Source organism: Frankia sp. Mgl5 (assembly GCF_023242985.1).
GTDB lineage: Bacteria > Actinomycetota > Actinomycetes > Frankiales > Frankiaceae > Parafrankia > Parafrankia soli.
Window position 1 is genome coordinate 15260 of sequence record NZ_JALKFY010000682.1, and the last position, 18954, is coordinate 34213.

At 68.8% G+C, this 18954-nt stretch carries 15 protein-coding genes; 5 read left to right on the forward strand and 10 right to left on the reverse strand.

The features are described 5' to 3' along the window. Positions 1-253: 253 nt before the first annotated feature. The 3 genes from MXD62_RS24495 to MXD62_RS24505 all read left to right on the forward strand — a co-directional run bounded on the left by MXD62_RS24495 (position 254) and on the right by MXD62_RS24505 (position 4518). Positions 254-2488 carry an MMPL family transporter gene (locus MXD62_RS24495; RefSeq protein WP_248831804.1) on the forward strand — a complete coding sequence of 745 codons (2235 nt, stop codon included), beginning with the start codon at positions 254-256 and terminating at the stop codon, positions 2486-2488. Positions 2489-2603: 115 nt separating this feature from the next. Further along, a complete protein-coding gene (locus MXD62_RS24500) occupies positions 2604-3941 on the forward strand; it encodes a sensor histidine kinase (RefSeq protein ID WP_248831805.1) in 1338 nt (445 codons plus the stop codon). Further along, the gene (locus MXD62_RS24505) at positions 3844-4518 is read left to right on the forward strand and encodes a response regulator transcription factor (protein ID WP_248831806.1); all 675 of its coding nucleotides are present in this window, start codon (positions 3844-3846) and stop codon (positions 4516-4518) included. Before MXD62_RS24500 ends, MXD62_RS24505 begins: the two co-directional genes overlap by 98 nt. A gap of 57 nt (positions 4519-4575) precedes the next feature. Here the strand turns inward: MXD62_RS24505 and MXD62_RS24510 are convergent, their stop codons facing one another. Together MXD62_RS24510 and MXD62_RS24515 are read right to left on the reverse strand one after the other, a co-directional pair. Then, complete coding sequence (locus tag MXD62_RS24510; RefSeq protein WP_248831807.1) at positions 4576-5718, reverse strand: thiolase family protein; 1143 nt, start codon at positions 5716-5718, stop codon at positions 4576-4578. A 34-nt stretch (positions 5719-5752) separates the two neighbouring features. Next, on the reverse strand, positions 5753-6169 hold the full coding sequence (locus MXD62_RS24515) for an OB-fold domain-containing protein (protein WP_248831808.1): 417 nt from the start codon (positions 6167-6169) through the stop codon (positions 5753-5755). A gap of 886 nt (positions 6170-7055) precedes the next feature. Between MXD62_RS24515 and htpG the strand changes: the two genes are divergently transcribed. Beyond that, positions 7056-8987, forward strand: a complete 1932-nt coding sequence (gene htpG, locus MXD62_RS24520; RefSeq protein ID WP_248831809.1) for a molecular chaperone HtpG — start codon at positions 7056-7058, stop codon at positions 8985-8987. 223 nt (positions 8988-9210) lie between these two features. Here the strand turns inward: htpG and MXD62_RS24525 are convergent, their stop codons facing one another. The 3 genes from MXD62_RS24525 to MXD62_RS24535 form a co-directional block, all read right to left on the reverse strand. Further along, the gene (locus MXD62_RS24525) at positions 9211-9876 is read right to left on the reverse strand and encodes a TetR/AcrR family transcriptional regulator (RefSeq protein WP_248831810.1); all 666 of its coding nucleotides are present in this window, start codon (positions 9874-9876) and stop codon (positions 9211-9213) included. 432 nt (positions 9877-10308) lie between these two features. Continuing rightward, complete coding sequence (locus tag MXD62_RS24530) at positions 10309-11082, reverse strand: SDR family NAD(P)-dependent oxidoreductase (RefSeq protein ID WP_251082252.1); 774 nt, start codon at positions 11080-11082, stop codon at positions 10309-10311. Between the two features lie 120 nt (positions 11083-11202). Then, positions 11203-12075: an SDR family oxidoreductase gene (locus MXD62_RS24535; protein WP_248831812.1), complete on the reverse strand. Its 873-nt coding sequence runs from the start codon at positions 12073-12075 to the stop codon at positions 11203-11205. 155 nt (positions 12076-12230) lie between these two features. On the opposite strand from MXD62_RS24535, the gene MXD62_RS24540 reads away from it, so the two are divergent. After that, on the forward strand, positions 12231-13181 hold the full coding sequence (locus MXD62_RS24540) for a LysR family transcriptional regulator (protein WP_368862447.1): 951 nt from the start codon (positions 12231-12233) through the stop codon (positions 13179-13181). Positions 13182-13327: 146 nt separating this feature from the next. Here MXD62_RS24540 and MXD62_RS24545 read toward each other — a convergent pair whose 3' ends face one another. The 5 genes from MXD62_RS24545 to MXD62_RS24565 all read right to left on the reverse strand — a co-directional run bounded on the left by MXD62_RS24545 (position 13328) and on the right by MXD62_RS24565 (position 18835). Further along, positions 13328-14350, reverse strand: a complete 1023-nt coding sequence (locus MXD62_RS24545; RefSeq protein WP_248831813.1) for a TIGR03621 family F420-dependent LLM class oxidoreductase — start codon at positions 14348-14350, stop codon at positions 13328-13330. Positions 14351-14430: 80 nt separating this feature from the next. Continuing rightward, a complete protein-coding gene (locus MXD62_RS39350) occupies positions 14431-14790 on the reverse strand; it encodes a hypothetical protein (protein ID WP_285224168.1) in 360 nt (119 codons plus the stop codon). Positions 14791-14890: 100 nt separating this feature from the next. Continuing rightward, positions 14891-15340: a hypothetical protein gene (locus MXD62_RS24555; RefSeq protein WP_248831814.1), complete on the reverse strand. Its 450-nt coding sequence runs from the start codon at positions 15338-15340 to the stop codon at positions 14891-14893. 853 nt (positions 15341-16193) lie between these two features. Then, entirely contained in the window at positions 16194-17192 is a 999-nt protein-coding gene (locus MXD62_RS24560) for an aldo/keto reductase (protein WP_248831827.1), read from the reverse strand. Between the two features lie 194 nt (positions 17193-17386). Further along, positions 17387-18835: an aldehyde dehydrogenase gene (locus MXD62_RS24565; protein ID WP_248831828.1), complete on the reverse strand. Its 1449-nt coding sequence runs from the start codon at positions 18833-18835 to the stop codon at positions 17387-17389. Positions 18836-18954 lie beyond the last annotated feature (119 nt).

Consider the following 18954-nt stretch of genomic DNA (forward strand, 5'->3'; position numbering starts at 1 on the left):
CAGTGCACGACGGAGCGGAACCGGTCACACCTGCCGCGTCTCGGAGTGGTCGAGCCATGCCGGCCCGTCAGGTGCTGCGGGCTCGGTAGGCGGACGTCCGGCTACTGCGCTGGTAGTCGTCCCGGCGGCACCCCGCCGGGCGGGCGGGTACTGCGGTCTTCGTAGTCGGAAGTGCCGGCGTACGGACGACGACGGGACCCACCGGGCTCACGCAGGCTTCTCGGGTACCCGAGATGATGTGGAGACCTCCCCCGTGGCGACTTTTCTTTATCGGCTGGGCCGTCTGTCGTTCCGGCGGCGCCGATACGTTCTTCTGCTCTGGGTGGGAGTGCTGGTCGCTGTCGGTTTCGGCGCGGCCAGAGCGCCCGCCGCCCCCGACGACGCGTTCTCCATGCCAGGTACCGAATCCCAGCGGGCGTTCGACCTCCTGGACGAACGTTTCCCCGGCACCGGGGCGGACGGGGCGGTCGCCCGCATCGTCTTCGTCGCCCCGCCGGGCCAGACCCTGACCACGCCCGAGAACCACGCCGCTGTTGAGAGGGTCGTCGCGGCGGCCGCCGCCAGCCCGCAGGTCGCCGGCACCGCGGACCCCTTCCAGGACGGGGCGGTCAGCACGGACGCGGCGACCGCGTACGCCACGGTCTCCTACACGGTGATCGGTGACGATCTCACCGACGCCACCAAGGAAGCCCTGCGAACCGCGGTCGCGGACGGCCAGGCGGCGGGCCTGACCGTCGAGCTGGGCGGGGACGCGCTCACGACCCGGCCGGGGGCGGGTGGGGTGACCGAGGCCGTCGGAATCGCGGTCGCCGCGATCGTGCTGCTGGTCACCTTCGGCTCGCTGGCCGCGGCCGGGCTGCCGTTGCTGACGGCGATCGTCAGCGTCGGCGTCGGGATCGCCTCGATCATGGCCCTGGCCAGCATCCTCGGTCTGTCCTCGACCACCAGCACCCTGGCGATGATGCTCGGGCTCGCCGTCGGGATCGACTACGCCGTGTTCATCGTCTCCCGTTACCGGGAGGAACGTGCCCGCGGGCTGGAGCCGCGGGACGCGGCGGCGGTCGCGGCCGGCACCGCCGGGTCGTCGGTGGTGTTCGCCGGGCTCACCGTGGTGATCGCGCTGGCCGGGCTGTTCATCGTCGGGGTCCCGACCCTGACGAAGATGGGCCTGGCCGCCGCGGGCACCGTCGGTGTCGCCGTCCTGGTCGCGTTGACCCTGGTGCCGGCGCTGCTCGGGTTCTTCCCCCGCGCCGTGCTCCCCCGCGCCGCACGCAGGACCACGAGGAGGACCGGGCGCCGCGGGCCCAACGCGGGCACCCGCTGGGCGAACCTGATCGTTCGCCGCCCGCTGCCCGTCCTCGTGCTCGCCGTGCTCGCGCTGGTGGCGATCGCGCTGCCCGTCCTGGACCTGCGCCTGGGTACGGCCGGGGACGAGGCGAAGCCGACGTCCACCACCGAGCGGCGCGCTTACGACGATCTAGCCGCGGGCTTCGGGCCGGGTTTCAACGGCCCGCTGACCATCGTCGTCGACGCGGCGGGTTCCGGCGACGCGCGGGCGGCGGTCGGCGCGGCCGCCGAGAGGATCGGCGCAACGCCCGGTGTCGTCTCCGTCTCGGCTGCCCGGTTCAACGCCGCGGGCGACACGGCGGTGTTCACCGCGGTGCCGGCCACCGGACCGAGCGAGGCGGCGACCAGGGACCTCGTCCACACCATCCGCGCGCAACGCGCCGCGGTCACCGCCGCCACCGGGGTGACCTTCCAGGTCACCGGCACCACCGCCGTGAACATCGACATCGCGCAGAAGGTGCAGGACGCACTCGTCCCCTACCTCGCGATCGTGGTGGGCCTGGCGTTCCTGCTGCTGCTCGTGCTGTTCCGCTCGGTCCTCGTCCCGCTCAAGGCCGCCCTCGGGTTCCTGCTCTCGGTCCTGGCGGCACTCGGGGCGGTCGTCGCGGTGTTCCAGTGGGGCTGGCTCGCCGGGCTCATCGGCCTCGACCAGACCGGACCCATCATGAGCATGATGCCGATCTTCATGGTGGGCATCGTCTTCGGCCTGGCCATGGACTACGAGGTCTTCCTCGTCGCGCGGATCCGTGAGGCCCACGTCCACGGCGAGAGCGCCAGGGAGGCGATCGCGTCCGGGTTCGGGTACAGCGCCCGGGTGGTGGTGGCCGCCGCACTGATCATGATGGCGGTCTTCGCCGGCTTCGTCGGCACCGCCGAACCGATCATCAAAATGATCGGGTTCGGCCTGGCCACGGCGGTCCTGCTCGACGCGTTCGTCGTCCGCATGACCATCGTCCCGGCCGTCCTCGCCCTTCTCGGGGAGAAGGCGTGGTGGATCCCGCGCCGCCTCGACCGGGTCCTGCCCCACATCGACGTCGAGGGCGAGACGCTGCACCGGCCGACCGGCGTGGCACCGGCCGTTGCGGCACCGGTCACCGGCCGCGAGGACCCCGTCGCCCTGGAATCCACGTCCGCGCGATAAGCACGCCCCGTCCGAGGGCCGCCGGCACCCGGCAGGCGGCACTGCGACCCTCGGACGGGGCCCGTACCGTGGGCACCACGGCCCAGCGACGGCCCAGCATCGGACGGGAACCACTATGACGATCACCAGCCGGTGGCGGCGCCTCCGGGACCATCACCGCACAAGCACCGTGGTGATCGCGGTTCTGGCCTTCGCGGCCGCCGGTCCCGCCAGCAGGCTCAACCCGCAGCATGTCGCCCACGACAGCTCCCCATACCCCGCGGTCCTGCTTGCCGCCGTCGCCTGCACGGCCCTGCTCTGGAACGAGCGCCATCCCCGCGCGACCGCCGTGGTGGCCATCGCCTGCACCGTGGTCCTGGCCGGCCTGGGCTACCTGCTCACCTCGCTGATGATCGCTCCCGCGATGGCGGCGGTCTACTGGCTGTCCGCGCGCACCGACCGCAGGACCACCCTGAGCTTCCTGCTCCCCGGCTGCGCGGCGGTGGTCGCGACGGCGCTGGTCGCCGACCCCAAGGGCTATCCCCTGGAGCTCAAGACCATCGGCCCGACCGCCTGGCTGCTGATGGCCGCGTCACTCGGCGGCGCGCGGCGGATCAAACAGGACTACCTGGACGCCGTCCGTGCCCGCGCGGAGCATGCCGAACGCACCCGCGAGGCCGAGGCACGCCGCCGGGTCGCCGACGAGCGCACCCGCATCGCCCGCGAGCTGCACGATGTCGTCGCCCATCACATCACCCTGGCGCACGCCCAGGCCGGCACCGCCGCGCACCTCGTCCGCACCCGCCCCGACCAGGCGGAACCGATCCTCGCCAGCCTCACCGCCACCACCTCCTCCGCGCTGCGCGACCTCAAGGCCACCGTCGGCCTCCTGCGGCAGAGCGACGACCTGGACGCGCCGCTGGAGCCGGCCCCCTCGCTCGCCCAGCTCCCCCAGCTCGCCGGCACGTTCGCCGCGACCGGGCTCGCGGTCACGATCACCACCCGTGGCGAACCGTCCCCGCTCTCCCCCGGCGTGGATCTCACGGCCTACCGGATCGCGCAGGAGGCGCTCACCAACGTGGCGAAGCACGCCGGGGCCGACAACGCCTGTGTCGACATCACCTACGCCCCGCACAGCGTCACCCTGATGATCATAAATGGCGGCGGGGAGAACGCGGGCCCGGTCAGCCGCGGCGCGCGTCCCGGCGCCGGGACGTCGATCCCGGCCTCGGACAGCGGGTTCGGCCTGATCGGCATGCGGGAACGCGCGCTGTCCGTCGGCGGGCATCTCGAGGCCGGTCATCATCCCGAGGTCGGCTTCCACGTCACCGCCGTCCTGCCCCTGCACCCCAGAACTCCCACGAAAACGGAAGCCGATGACCATTCGAGTGCTCCTCGCCGACGACCAGACCCTCCTGCGGGCGACCTTCCGGATTCTGATCGACTCCTGCAGCGACATGGAGGTCGTCGGTGAGGCCGCGGACGGCCACGAGGCCGTCACGGCGACCCGGGAGCACCGCCCGGACGTCGTGGTCATGGACATCCGCATGCCCGGCACCGACGGGCTCGCCGCCACCGCCGCCATCTGCGGCGACGAGACGCTGGCGGCCACCCGTGTCCTGATCCTCACGACCTTCGAGATCGACGAGTACGTGGCCCAGGCGCTCCGCGTCGGCGCGAGCGGCTTCCTCGGCAAGGACGTCGGAACGGACGAGCTGCTCTCCGCCATCCGCACCGTCGCCGGCGGCGACGCCCTTCTCTCACCGGCGGCCACCCGCGTTCTCATCAGCCGTTTCCTCGCCGCCCCGGAGCCCGCGGCCACCGCCAATCCCGTGGCGCTCGCCGCGCTCACCGCTCGCGAACGCGAGGTCATGGCGCTGGTAGCCGAAGGACACTCGAACCACGAAATCGCCGACCGGCTCGTCATCAGCCCACTGACCGCCCGCACGCACGTCCACCGGGCCATGGCGAAGCTCAACGCCCGCGACCGGGCGCAGCTGGTCGTCATCGCGTACCAGTCCGGCCTGCTGCAGGCCGCTCAACCGGACTGACCGGGCCACCACCGCGCGATATCCGCGGTGGTGGCCCGCTCGCCCAGGCTTTCCTGCTCAGACGGTGAGGATGGTGGCCGCGGCCGTACCGGGGGCGCCGTAGACCTGGGCGAACCCGACGCGCGGGTTGCCGGCGACCTGACGGTCACCCGCCTGACCACGCAGCTGGCGAACCAGCTCGTGCACCTGGCGGAGCCCGGACGCGCCGATCGGCTCGCCGTTGGCGATGAGACCGCCGTCGGTGTTGACCGGCAGCGAGCCGCTGATCTCGGTCGCGCCCTCGGCGATCAGCTTCTCCTGCTCACCGTCGGCGCAGAAGCCGCACTCGGCCATGTGGATGATCTCCGCGCCGGCGTCGGTGTCCTGGAGCTGGATCACGTCGACGTCCCCCGGGCCGACGCCGGCGGCCTCGAAGGCGGCGCGGGCGGCGTAGACGGTCGGCGCGACGTCCTCGTCGACCGGCGCGAAGGTGCTGTGCACCTCGTAGGCGCCGAAACGGCGGGTGCGGATCTCCGTGGCGCGCAGGTAGATCGGCTGCGAGGTGAACCGGTGCGCGATGTCGGCGCGGCACATGATGGCGGCGGCGGCACCCTCGTCCGGCGAGCAGAACATGTAGTGCGTCAGCGGATAGTTGAGCATGGGCGAGCCGAGGATCTCCTCCTCGCTCAGCGCCTTACGCCGGAACGCGTTCGGGTTGATCACACCGTTGCGGTAGTTCTTGGCCGCCACCTTCGCCAGCGTCCGCTGCGAGATGCCGTGCTCGTGCAGGTAGCGGTTGGCCTTGATCCCGAAGAACTGCGTGGTGACGTACTGGCCGTTCTCGGCGTACCACGCCGGCAGGCCGAGCATCGACGGATGGGCGGTGAACGCGCCGCGCGGGTGCTTGTCCAGGCCCACGGCGATGCCGATGTCGTACTTGCCGAGCCGGATCGTGTCGGCGCACAGCTGGATGGCGCTGGCCGCGGTCGCGCAGGCGTTGAACACGTCGGTGAACGGGATGCCCGTCAGCCCGACGAGCCTCGTCACCGCGTCCGGGTTGGCGATCTCCAGGCTGCCGCCGACACCGAACTGGATGTCCTTCCAGCCGACCCCGGCGTCCTTCAGCGCCAGCTGGATGGCGTCCGCGCCGAGCTCCATGGCCGACTTCTCGAAGCGACCGAAGGGATGCAGGCCCACGCCGATGATGGCGACGTCGTTCATCTCGATGGTTCCTCTCTGGCTCGTGCGGCGTGGGTCAGGCTGGCGCGAAGGCGAACGTGATCACTTCGTCGCCGTCGGCGTCGGTGTAGAACGGCACCATCGTCAGCTCGACGTCCATGCCGAACTTCAGCTTCTCCGGGTCGGCCTCCGTGAGCCGGCCCTCGACGCGGATCACGTCGTCGAGCTGGACCAGCCCGACGCCGAACGGCTTGAAGGTCTCGGCCGTCTCCCCACCGGCGTAGGGCAGCTTCGGGACGAAGCCCTGCGTCGTCCACGCGATGAGGGTGCCGCGACGGGGCAGCAGCTCGTCACTCATCTTGTCGCCGCTGCACCGGGGGCAGAGGGCCTGGGTGGGGAACGTCGTGGCGCTACAGTCGCCGCAGCGGCTACCGATGAGCTGCGGCTGCTCGGCAGGCCAGGTCGAGATCTCGGGCGCGAGCGCCTTCTGCATCCTTTTGCTCCTTCTTGCCGGCCGACGGCCTGTTCGTCCTGGGGAGTATCCATCATGGCCGGGAGCCGGCGCCTCGGGAACGACGGCCGGGCGTGCTCCGGGGCCGGCCGGCCCGGGGCGCCACGCACCGGTTTGATCCGCGCACGCGGCCACCAGGCTCGATCAGCACCGCTGCGCCAGCACCATCAGTGCAGCTGCGCCGATGTGATCCGCTGCCGGGCATGCCCTCCGCAGCCGCTGGCCGGGACGTCGTCCGCGCCTCCAGCGACCCGGGACGTCGCAGCCCGGGGCATCTTCGTTCACCGCCGTGCGGTCGTTGTCAGCCAGATTTGTTCGCCTGTATCTGGAGTTACTTCTGCGTCAGACCATCCAGAGCACTGAATTTTGCCGAGAGGCCGATTACCATCGCATTCACAGGCGATTCCGGGAAATCGAGGTAATGAGAGGATTGGTCAGCGGCGACCGTGTGGGCGTCGTAATCCCGACGCAGGATGTGCGCAGCCCCGCCGGCGGCGGTCCAGGTTGTTCGACCCCGGCTCCTTCGCCCCGCCCCCGCCCCCGCCTCCGCGGGCGGCTCGGTGCCGGTCGGCCGACCGGATCGACGGCCTCGACGTAGTCGCCTTCTACCCCGACGGGACCCAGATACGCGGGGCGCCGGTGAGCAGGCCGCCGCGCAAATCGTCGACCTGACCCGCGCCCTCGTGTCCTACCGGACGCCGGCCGCAGGTCGGCGTCCGTGGTCGAGATGGTACTCAGCCTCGGCCAGTGGCTCCGGCGGGTTCCGGTGCGCCCGATGCTCGACTGAGCGGATGCCGTGCGGGCACCGAACGGGTGCTGCGCGTCGGTATCCTGTTCCGCGAACTGTTCGTGTCCGCATGGAGGTCCCGTGAGCAATCGGATCGAGACGCTTGAATTTCAGGCCGAGGCCCGTCAGCTTCTGCAGCTGATGGTCCATTCGATCTACTCCGACAAAGATATCTTCCTGCGCGAGCTGATCTCCAACGCGTCCGACGCCCTCGACAAGCTGCGCATCGCCTCACTTGTCGACAAGGACCTTTCGGCTGACACGTCAGACCTGCACATCGCCCTCGAGGTCGACCGGGAGCAGCGCACCCTCACCGTGCGCGACAACGGCATCGGCATGTCCCGCGACGACGTCGTCCAGCTCATCGGCACCATTGCCAGGTCGGGAACGGCCGAGATGCTCCGGAAGGCGAAGGAGTCGAAGGACGCCGCCGCGTCGCTGGACCTCATCGGCCAGTTCGGTGTCGGTTTCTACTCGACCTTCATGGTGGCGGACAAGGTCACGCTGCTGACGCGCCGGGCCGGCGAGAGCGGTGGCACGCGCTGGGAGTCGGGCGGCGAGGGCACGTACGTCATCGAGGATGTCGACGACGCGCCGCAGGGCACCGCCGTCACCCTGCATCTCAAGCCGGAGGACAGCGAGGACCACCTCTTCGACTACACCGCCGAGCGGAAGATCCGGGAGATCGTCAAGCGGTACTCCGACTTCATCGCGTGGCCCATCCGAATGGCTACCGAGAACCCGGACCAGGCGGCGAGCACGGACGAAGACGGCACGGTCACGACCGACGTCCAGACGCTCAACTCGATGAAGGCGTTGTGGGCGCGCCCGCCCGCCGAGGTCGACCAGGCCGAGTACAACGAGCTGTACCGCCACCTCAGCCATGACTGGACCGACCCGCTCGAGACCATCCACATGAAGGGCGAAGGCCTCTTCGAGTACGAGGCGCTGCTCTTCATCCCGTCCCACGCGCCGTTCGACCTGTTCGCGCAGGACGGCAAGCGTGGCGTCCAGCTGTACGTGAAGCGCGTTTTCATCATGGACGACTGCCAGGCGCTCATGCCGAACTTCCTGCGGTTCGTCAAGGGTGTCGTCGACGCGCACGACCTGTCGCTGAACATCTCCCGCGAGATCCTCCAGCAGGACCGCCAGATCCAGCTGGTTCGCCGCCGGCTGGTGAAAAAGGTGCTCTCGACGGTCCGCGGCCTGCAGACGGACGACGCCGAGCGCTACCGGACCTTCTGGAAGGAGTTCGGGCCCGTCGTCAAGGAGGGGCTGCTGGACGACGTCGACAACCAGGAGGCGATCCTGGAGATCGTCTCCTGCGCCTCGACGCGCGACCCGGAGCAGACGACGACCCTGCGGGAGTACGTCGACCGGATGAAGGACGGCCAGGACGACATCTACTACATGACCGGCGACTCCCGGTTGATGATCGAGAAGTCGCCACACATGGAGGCCTTCCTCGCCAGGGGGTATGAGGTGCTGCTCCTGACAGACCCGGTCGACGAGGTGTGGGTCGAGCGGGTGGCGCGGTTCGACGGCAAGCCACTGCGGTCGATCGCCAAGGGCCAGGTCGATCTCGGCACGGCCGACGAGAAGGAGAGCACCGAGCCCGAACGGGAGCAGCAGCGGAAGGACTTCGCCGAGCTGCTCTCCTGGCTGACCAGAACCCTGCACGAGCAGGTGAAGGAGGTCCGCCTCTCCTCACGCCTCACCACGTCGCCGGCCTGCATCGTGGGGGACACCCACGACATCACGCCGACCCTGGAGAAGATGTACCGCTCCATGGGGCAGAACGTGCCGCACTCCAAGCGCATCCTGGAGCTCAATCCGACGCATCCCCTGGTGGAGGGGCTACGGAAGGCCCACGAGCAGGACGCGAGCTCCGACGTTCTCAGCGAGACGGCGGAGCTGCTGTACGGGATGGCGCTGCTGGCCGAGGGCGGGGAGCTCGCCGACCCGTCCCGCTTCACCCGCATTCTCGCCGACCGGCTCGCGAACACCCTGTAGGGGGCGTGCACCCGAAACCACGGTGAAGCTCCGCGGGCCCAGGCTCGCGCAGCCGACCTCGGCGCCGGCGACATGCTCGGCGCCGGGGTCGCCCGTCCGAGGAACAACTGAGGCAGACCTCGGATGACCGGCTCGCTTCGTCCGGTACGAGTCAGCGTGCAGGTCCGGGCCCGAGGCGACGGCGACCGCCGTCGCCTCGGACGCCCGCCTGCGCAGCGGTCGGCTAACTCTCATCCGGGTGGCTGATACCGCGCAGGATGACGGTCACTCGATCACGGAGCGTCTGGCGCAGCCAGGAGGCGGAGCGGTCTCCCGCCCCCCAGCGGGTGATTGCTTCCATTGTCACGGCCGTCATCATCGCGGCGACTTCTTCCACATCGATCTGCTCGCCAAGCTCGCCGCGTTCCCTACCGTGGCGGAGGAGGGATTCGAAGGCGACACTCAGGCGAGGGATCGCCAGGGTTCCATCATCCGGCCGCCCCACGAAGCCAAGGGCGCCGGCCCGCAGCGCGGCCCCCCTGGGCGCGCGAACAACGCGTCGAGCCATCGAGGTCATCACCTGCTCGCTCAACGAGCGCAGGGGGACACCTCGCGCGGTTCCAGCCTCAACCTCGTCGATCATCGCCTGGATCGTCGCCGAGCTCATCTCAAGGAGAATCGCCTCCTTGTTGGGAAAATGGAAATAGAAGGTTCCCTTGCTGACCCCGGCTGCGTGAGCGATATCAGCTACAGTGCTCGCTTCGTACGCCGCATCGAAGTCACCCTCGCTCCAAAGACGAAGGGCGGCGCGAGTGAGGGCCAGACGACTCTCCCGTGACCTGGTGTTCACAAGCGTCGCCCGCTGGCGGGGCGGGGTACGCGTTCGGCCGGGTTCCATCACGGGAATCATACGCAGCGCGGACCGCGACCATTCCGATCTTGCAGGACACCCCTTCTCGGATCGCGGGATGGTTCCCGGACAAGTCGGGGGCCGGGCAGGTGGGGCAGCCAGGCAGGTGGGGCGGAGGCGTGCCGTCAGGGGCACCCCGCCGCTCCGACGTGGTGGTCGTCCCGCAGTTGCTGCGCCAGCGCGCCGAGGTCCCCGCCGAGGACGGCGGCCATCCGAGCGGGCACGTCTGGTTCGGGGCCGACCGGACGGCGACGGCAGGCCAGCCGTATCATCGACGAGCGCCCGGGCGGCCCAAGCCGGAACCTCGCGTTCCTGCTCGGAGTCGAGCCCGCGGATGTCGCGCAGCACGACCTGTGCCTCCCAGCCGACCTGCCGACGCCGGTCACCGCGTTCACGGTGTCGGCCATCCCTGGCCGGATGCCGGGTCGTTCGTCAGGCACGCATGTTGGCGCCGCCGTCGATCGCCCAGACCTGACCGTTGATCCATTCGGCGTCGTCCGAGAGCAGGAAGGACACAACGGCGGCCAGATCGCTCGGGCGGCCCAGCCTGGTGGTGGGGACCTCCTTCAGGAACCTTTCCTGGAGCGCGACGTCGTTCTGGACCTCCTGCGTCTCACCCATCACCAGACCCGGCATCACCCCGTTGCAGCGCACGCCCCTGGATCCCCAGTTCCCGGCGACGTGCCGCGTGAGCGCATTGACCGCCGATTTCGAGGCCGCATAGGCGGGCCGGAGACGGTCGCCTGCGCTGACCGCCGCACCGGACGAGGTGTTGACGATGCCACCGCCACCGTTCGCGAGCAGATGAGGCAGGACGGCGCGAATGGTCCGCACGAACCCGACCACGTTGACGTCCAGTGTTCGATGCCACACGTCGAGATCGGTGTCCAGTACCGACTTGTCCCGCCCGAGGTTGCCGGGCGACAGGTCCGCGCCGACGTTGAACAGGCCGTGGACGGCGCCGAACTCCTCCAGCGTCGTATCGACCATCTCATTGACCGAGCGCTCGTCGGCGAGGTCGAAGTAGACAGCGACCGCACTGCCGCCGGCCTCGTTTATCTTGCTGACGGTGCTCTGCGCTCCGGCGAGGTTGATGTCGCCAACTACTACCTTGGCACTCTCCTCGGCGAGCCTTTTTGCCGCCCCCGCACCGATTCCGGTGGCCCCGCCCGCCACGATGAAGACCTTGTCCGCCAGTCCGCGCATCTCACTGCTCCCGCACTCTGGTACTGAAAAGCCATTCCCCCGCGTGTCGTCGCGCCAGGATCATCGGCCGCGCCCCTGGCGCGACGACAGCACATACCGTCCAATCGCCCAGCGATCAGATCATCCCATCCACTGACCGCCCGCGACGTCGATGGTCTGACCGCACATGTAGTCGGCGGCCTCCGAGCAGAGGTACGCGACCATGTTGGCGACCTCTTCCGGCAGGCAGACCCGGCCCAGCTGCACCTGGTTCTTCAGCGCATCGATGATGGACTTCCGGCCCGCGAGCTGCGCCTCGTTCTGCGGCTCGAAGAGCATCGCCTTCATCTCGGACTTGATCATGATACCCGGAGCCACACCAAGCACGTTGACGCCACGGGACGCGACCTCGTGCGCGAGATTACGGGTGAAACCGATGACCCCGGCCTTGCACGAACAGTAGACCGTCAGGCCGGGCTGCTGAATCCGCCCACCCACCGCCCCGATATTGATGATCTTCCCTGAGCCCTGGGGCAGCAGGTACTCCAGCGCCGCGTGCGCGCCGTACATCATCATGGTCAGGCTACCCAGGACGGTCCGGTCGATCTCTTCCTTCGTGTGCTTCTCGAAGGCCCCGGCGGCCACCATGACCGGGTTGTTCACCATGATGTCCAGGCCGCCGAGCGCCTCCCGGCTCTCCCGCACCGCCCGATGGACCTGGTCCCAGTCCGACATGTCCGCGCGGATCGGAACGGTCTTCACGCCCCAGCGCTTCGTGATCTCCCCCGCGCGCCGCTCGACCTTCTCGAAGGTCCGGCCGACCAGCGCGATATCGGCACCGGAACCAGCCAGCCGATTGGCGATCGCATGACCTAATCCGTCACCCCCCGCACCGATGACAATCGCCTTCTGGCCACTCAGGTCCAGCAGCTCACTTACCCGCTTGTCGATGATATGGGTGGGCAGCCGGTCCAGCCCCAGCGCCTGAGTCAGGTACTGCGTATCCGAATCCATGAGATCCCCTATCGCCGACCCAAAGAAAAGGTTTTATCCAGCACAGCAAGGCGCACCATCTCGTCTGGTTCCAAGGATGTTACGGCCATACCGCCGGAGCATGCCAATACAAATTTCGACGCCTGGGTATACCGGTTCGGCATGACTGGTGTAGCATGCGTGCCATGGACACACATCGCCTCAGATACTTCTTACAAGTCGCCGACGAAGGATCGATCAATCGCGCCGCGAGCGTGCTGGGGATCGCTCAACCCGCACTGAGCCGTCAGGTCCGACTCCTCGAGGAGGACCTCGGCGTCACACTGTTCCGGCGAACAGCTCGCGGTGTGCAACTGACAGAAGAGGGAGAACGGCTGCGCGCCACCACGACGGCGCCGCTGCGTCAGCTGGAGCTCGCTATGCGATACGTCGGGTCCCGCCTGGCGCGAGTTGAGCGGGCGCTGAATATCGGCCTGCCGACGACCGCCGCCTGCGTGCTGGCCGCACCGTTACTGGACAGCCTGAGCATGGTTTTTCCCAAAGTCGACTTCCAGGTGCGCGTCGGGAGTACCGACGAACTCGTCGACGGCATGTTGAAGGGCTCCGTCGATATCGCCGTGATCCATCCCGTCCTGGACGGCCGACTGTTCCAGGAGGAGCTACTGGTGGAGGATCTTGTCGTTGTCGGGGGCGCCGCGTCGGACCTCATGCCTGGCCGAGCGATCGGATTCGCCGAGCTCGCCGACTTCCCGCTCGTCCTGCCGGCCTCCCAGACCGGAATCCGCAACAGTCTCGAGAACACGGCGCTGAAGCTCAAGCTGAAACTGACGTCCAGATTCGCGACCGACTCACTTCAGGTGGCAAAGGATCTCATCGCCGCAGGCCGCGGATACGGAATTCTCCCGCTTTCCGCCTGCGCTACCGAAATCGAGAACAAAAGGCTGCGCTACGCCCCGCTTCGCGATCCCGCACTCACGCAACAGCTGGGCACCGGCACCACGTCCCACCTGGAACTGCCGCGCGGTTTCGCGACGAAGGTCGGCCAGGTCATCCGCGACGAGGCGGAGCGGCTCGTCGGGTCCGGCGTGTGGGCAGCGCGGATCTCCCCGCCACAGCGGGGGGCCTGATCTCGGCTGCCCGCGCGCGGCTTTCGCCGCTCCGGGCCCCACGGCTTGCGCAGGGCCCGGTCCGACGGTCAGGCCTTTACCTGCGCCGCTGCCTGTTCCGCCGGCTCGCGGCGCAGGACCGAAGGGTCGATGGCTCCCCGCCGGAGTCACGCCGCGGCGCCGGCTGGCGCGTCCGCCAGCCGTTCCACGACCGGCGCGAAGGATTCGGGGCTCGCACCGAGCGGCGTTGTGAAGTAACTGATCCCGAACCGGTCACGGACGTCCAGGATTTTCCGGCAGACGTCGTCCAGCGAACCGATGGCGACCATCGGCGACGAGCCGAGGTCCGCTCGCGACGGGACGGCGCCCCCGGACGATCCTCGGACCTGCCGGCCAAAGCTCTGGAAGCAGGTCTCGAACGCCGCTTCCGGATCATCGGTGATCGTCACGTTCAGCAGTTGGGCTCCCAGCTCGATGTCGCCGAAGCGGTCCCCGGCGGCAGCGCGGACCCAGCCGATTCTCTCCTCGTAGGCCTCGCCGCTGAACGGATGCGGTTCGGCCGGCCGGACCTCCTGCGGAAGCCGGGGCATGATCTGCACGATGTCGGCGTGGCGCCCGGCGACCGAGAGCAGTTTGCGGCCACCGCCACCGATCATGATCGGCGGGTGCGGGCGCTGCAGAGGTCGTGGGGTGCCACGAAGAGCATCAATCGTGAAGTTCGCGCCTGAGTAGCTGAACGGAGCGTCTCCGAACAGGCCTTTCAGGATGATGACCACTTCCTCGAGCCGCGCGATCCGCGCGGCGGCCGGGTCGTACCGGATGCCGGCCTGTTGGTACTCGGCCTGCATCCATCCCGCGCCGAGCCCCACCTGCAGACGCCCCTGGGACAGCACGTCCAGGGTGGCGAGCTCCTTGGCTAGGACGGCGGGATGCCGTAGATCCTGGTTGAGGACAGTCTGGGTCAGCCGCAGCGTGCTGGTCGCGTCGGCGACCGCCTGGAGCGCGATCAGCGGAGCGTACCGGATCATGAAATGGTCGGCGAGAGCGAAGGTCGAATAGCCGAGACGCTCGATGGCCTGCCCGGCCTCCCGGAGCTCCGAGAGGTCGGAGATCCGGCCCGGGCCGGTGTTGAACCGGATCGGCCGCGCCGGTGACGGATGAGCCTCGCTCGGCTCGCCCGTTACCGGCATCCTCGGCCTCGGCCTCGGGTGGGCCTTCGCGGGCTCCGCTATCACTCGTCCCGCTCTCCGCTCCAGCGGCATCGACTGCGCTAGGGGGCCACCTCACCGTTCACACGCCCCGGCGCGGCGCCGACGTCCGCGGAGCACGCCGTCAGTTGGGAGATCCGACACAATCTGACACCAACATCAACATGCGACGGTAGTCGCATCCTGGTCGAGCAGCAAGAGCTGCCGCCCGGCGCCTCCCGGTAGCCGTGCGTCGGGAGGCCGGCGAGATAGCTCTGCGGGGTCTTGTCATAGCGGGTGGCGATGCCTCGCCAGGCCTTCAGCTTGTTGATCAGGCGCTCGAATTGCCGCCGCAACCGCTCGGGGTACAGGCCGAGCCTGCCGATCGGCAGGTAGGGCTCGATGAACTCCCACTCCTCGTCCGTCAGTTGCACCCGCGTCATGCAGGACGATCTACCGGATCAGGCCCCGCCACGAGAGCGAATCCCACAGATAGATCACAACTGGATACACGCCCTAGCGGGATCCTCGAGTAGCACACCTTCACAGCTCAGGAAGGGAGATCTCCCATTCGGTCAGGTCGTCGTCCTCGAGGATCGCCCACTCGTCTTCCGCAGCGCCCTGCTGATCCTGAAGGCCCGTGGTGGGCGCCTGACCGGATCCAGTCGAGCCGACCGAACACTGCTGACCAGACACGACGATCGCCGGTCGAGGACCTGCGACAGCGGCCGTGTCGGCGGCGGCCGGGGCGTTGATCGTGGTTCCCCCGATGTTGCCGGAGTTACCGGACCCGCCGACGGTGGTCCCGCCCGCGGCGATCCCCCCGAATGCGGCAGTCGTACCGCCGGCCGTGTTCCCCGTTCCACCGACGATTCCGGTGCCGCCCACAGTCGGCCCAAGGCCGCCGATCGTGAGACTTCCGATGATCAGGTTGACCGCCCGCTTTTCATCGAACCAGTCGTCCTCGAACCAGTCGTCCCCGTCCGAGTCCACCGCCCCACCGGCCGGATCCACGAGGCATGGGCCGGCCTGCGACTGCGACCACGCCGCCGTCGTGGCTTCATCAGCGGGAACGAGCTGATAGCACGTCACACCGTTTCCGGTGTTCCCGGGCACTCCGCCACCGCTTCCCCAGCAAATCGGAGCCGCAGCCGAGCTCGCCCCCTTCTTTCCCTCCTTCGACGGATTGGCGGAAACAGTACTCGCCGACGCAGGAGTCGCCAACAGCAGGGCTGCCGCGGACAGTCCGCCGGTAAGAAACACGCTTCTCGAGTATCTCCCGATATCCATTTGGCTCCTTGTTCGAGCGAAGGTCCAGGACCAGCACCGCGCGATGGTAGCCAGTGAATCTCCGGCCACGCCGGCAACCCTGCTACCCGCGTGTCGATGACGATCTGGGCCATCAGCGCATCGGAACGTAGGGTTTCGGTCCGCAGGCGGTCGCCTCACCCGAAGTCCACTGAGCGTCGAACATCACCTCGGCCGCGTCGCGAACTCGTAGGCCGCACTGGAGGGGATTTCAGGCACGTATCGTCACGACGACGGCATGGTGGAACCGCCGAACCCGAACCACCTGTGGATCGGCGCGGGCCCGGCGTGGACCGTGTTCGTCGCCGGACGTTGTCCGGCGAGGTGGAATGGCCTTTTCCCGGTTCTCTGCGGCTTTGAAGGTTGTCGCGGCGCGGATCGGCATCCAGGCGGCTGCCCGGTTTCCCGCACGTTGCGCTGGACGGTGGCGATACAGCTCGCGGGATACGGGTCGGCTTCCACGATCCGGTAGACCATCGACCGGGGCCAGGGCGGCGGACGACGTGTCTATGCCCACAGGGTCAGGTCGCCCGCGAGATCAGTAACCGGACTTCGACCCGTAGTAGGTAGGCTGACGCGGAGAGTAGTGCTCCTCGAGCGCGGCTACTTCCTTGTCCCTGAGGTCGATGTCCAGGGCAGCGACCGCGTCCGCCAGGTGGTGTGGTTTCGTCGCGCCGACGATCGGCGCGGTGACGACAGGATTCTTCAGCACCCAGGCCATCGCGATCTGTGCCATGGAGACGCCTCGCGTCTCCGCGATCTGCTGCACCGCGTCGACCGTGCCTCGGTCGCTGTCGAGGAAAAGGGGCCTGCCCGATCCGTCGGTCGTCGGATTGGACGACCCACGAGTCGTGCTCACATCACCCCACGGCCGGGTGAGGAGTCCCGCGGCGAGCGGGCTCCACGGAAGGCTGCCCACGCCCTGGTCGGCGAGCAGCCCGAACATCTCGCGCTCCTCCTCGCGCGCCACAAGGCTGTACTGATCCTGCATCGAAATGAATTTGGTCCAGCCGTGCAGATCAGCGGTGTACTGCATCTTGGAGAACTGCCAGGCCCACATCGACGAGGCGCCCAGATAGCGAACCTTCCCCGCCTTCACGATGTCGTGGAGAGCTTCCATTGTCTCCTCGACCGGCGTCTCCGGATCGAACCTGTGGATCTGGTACAGGTCGACATAGTCGGTGCCGAGGCGGCGCAGGGAGGCGTCGATCTGCTCGAACACCGCGCGGCGGGAAAGACCGCCTCCGCCAGGCCCCTGGCTCATCGGGGCGAACAGCTTCGTGGCAATGACGACCTGGTCACGGCTCGTGTAGCGCCCGATCGCCTCTCCGGTGATCTCCTCGGAGGTGCCCACACCGTAGATGTTCGCGGTGTCCCAGAGCGTGATGCCGAGCTCGACGGCCTGCCGGAAGATCGGCTCCGCCGCGTCCGTGTCGAGCGCCCAGTTTCGCCCGGTGTTGGGCTTGCCAAAGCTCATGCAGCCGAGCGCTATGCGACTGACCTTCAATCCTGATGATCCCAGCCGGGTGTACTCCATGTGCTCATCCAACACCGGTACCCACCGCTGCCGGGAGGCACCGCCAGTGCCCCCCAGCCTGACCGGAAGCGAGATTTTCCCCTGATATACAGGCGGAAAATCCGGTGCACCGTGCCGTGCCGGGGCCGTGCCGGGCCGGGCCGGGCGGCGCTCAGCTCGATTCCCGGCTGCGGCCGATACGCGGGTAGAACCCGCTACGCGGTGGCGACGGAGATCGATTTGACGTCGAGGTAGCCCTCGAGGCCCTCACGGCCGAGCTCACGGCCGTAGCCGCTGGCCTTCACTCCCCCGAAGGGAGCCGCGGGGTCCATGGAGTAGCCCTGGTTCACGCCGAAGGTACCGGCCCGGACCCGGCCCGCCACCTCGAGCCCATGCTCGGTGTCCGCGGTGAACACGGAGCCGGCCAGGCCGTACTCCGAGTCGTTGGCGATGCGAACGGCCTCGTCCTCGTCGCCGTAGGGGATGACGACGAGCACCGGGCCGAAGATCTCCTCCCGGGCGATCGTCATCGAGTTGTCCACCTCACTGAAGACGGTCGGTCGCACGTACCATCCACGATCGATCCCGTCGGGCAGATCGGTGCCGCCGACGACGAGCCGGGCGCCCTCCCGCACGCCGGTGTCGATGTACCGGCGGACCCGTTCCTGCTGACGCCTGGCCACGAGCGGGCCCATCTCGGTCGCGGGATCGGCCGGATCGCCGATTCTGATGGCCGACAGGGTTGCCGCGAGCGCATCGGCGTAGTCGCCGACGCGGCTCGTGGGCACGAGTACCCGGGTGAGGGAGTTGCAGATCTGCCCGGCCATGCCCATGCCCGAGAGGCGGACGGCGCGCGCCACGGTGGCCGGGTCGGCGTCGTCCAAAGCGATGGCCGCCGACTTCCCCCCGAGCTCGAGGCTGACCTTGGTGAGGTTGGGAGCGCATGCCGCCGCCACCTGCCTGCCGGCCGCCGTCGAGCCGGTGAAGGAGACCTTGTCAATGCCGGGGTGGGCGACGAGGTAGGCGCTCACCTCACGGTCGGCGGGGATGACGTTGACGACGCCCGGCGGCAGGCCGACCTGGTCGAGCAGGTCGGCGAAGAACAGCGCGTCGAGCGACGACTCGGGCGCCGGCTTGAGCACGACGGTGCAGCCGGCGAGAAGCGCCGGGACGACCTTGGTGACGGTCAGGAACTGCGGCATGTTCCAGGGGACCACCGCGGCGACGACGCCCACGGGCTCCTTGCGCAGGATGATGTCCTGGCCGTATACGCCTGGCCGCTTCTCCTGCCAGGAGTAGCCGGCCGCTGTGTCGGCCAGCGCGGTCATCAGCGCCCCGGGCAGGGCGACCTGCGCGCGTCTGGCGAACGAGATCGGCGCGCCCAGCTCTGCGGTGATGAGCTCGGCCAGCCCGTCGCGATGCCCGCGGTAGAGCGTGGCCAGCCGCCGGATCACCTCGACCCGCTCGGCCGGATCGGTCCGCGGCCACGGCCCCTCGTCAAAGGCCCGCCGCGCCGCGGCGACGGCGCGGTCGACGTCCTCCGTGCTCGCCGCGGCGACGCGACCGATCAGCTTCTCGGTGTGCGGCGAGGTCACCTCGATCCTGCTGTCGGTGCTCGGCGCGACCCATGCGCCTCCGACGAACATCTGCTCCCGCTCCCACATGAGTGCTCCCTGCGCCGACGCCAACACCCTGAACCGCGATCTTTGGGACACGGTCAGCTTCCCGGTTCTCCACGTGCCGGCGCCACATCTGCTGCCCGGCTCATGTCCTTCCGCGCACC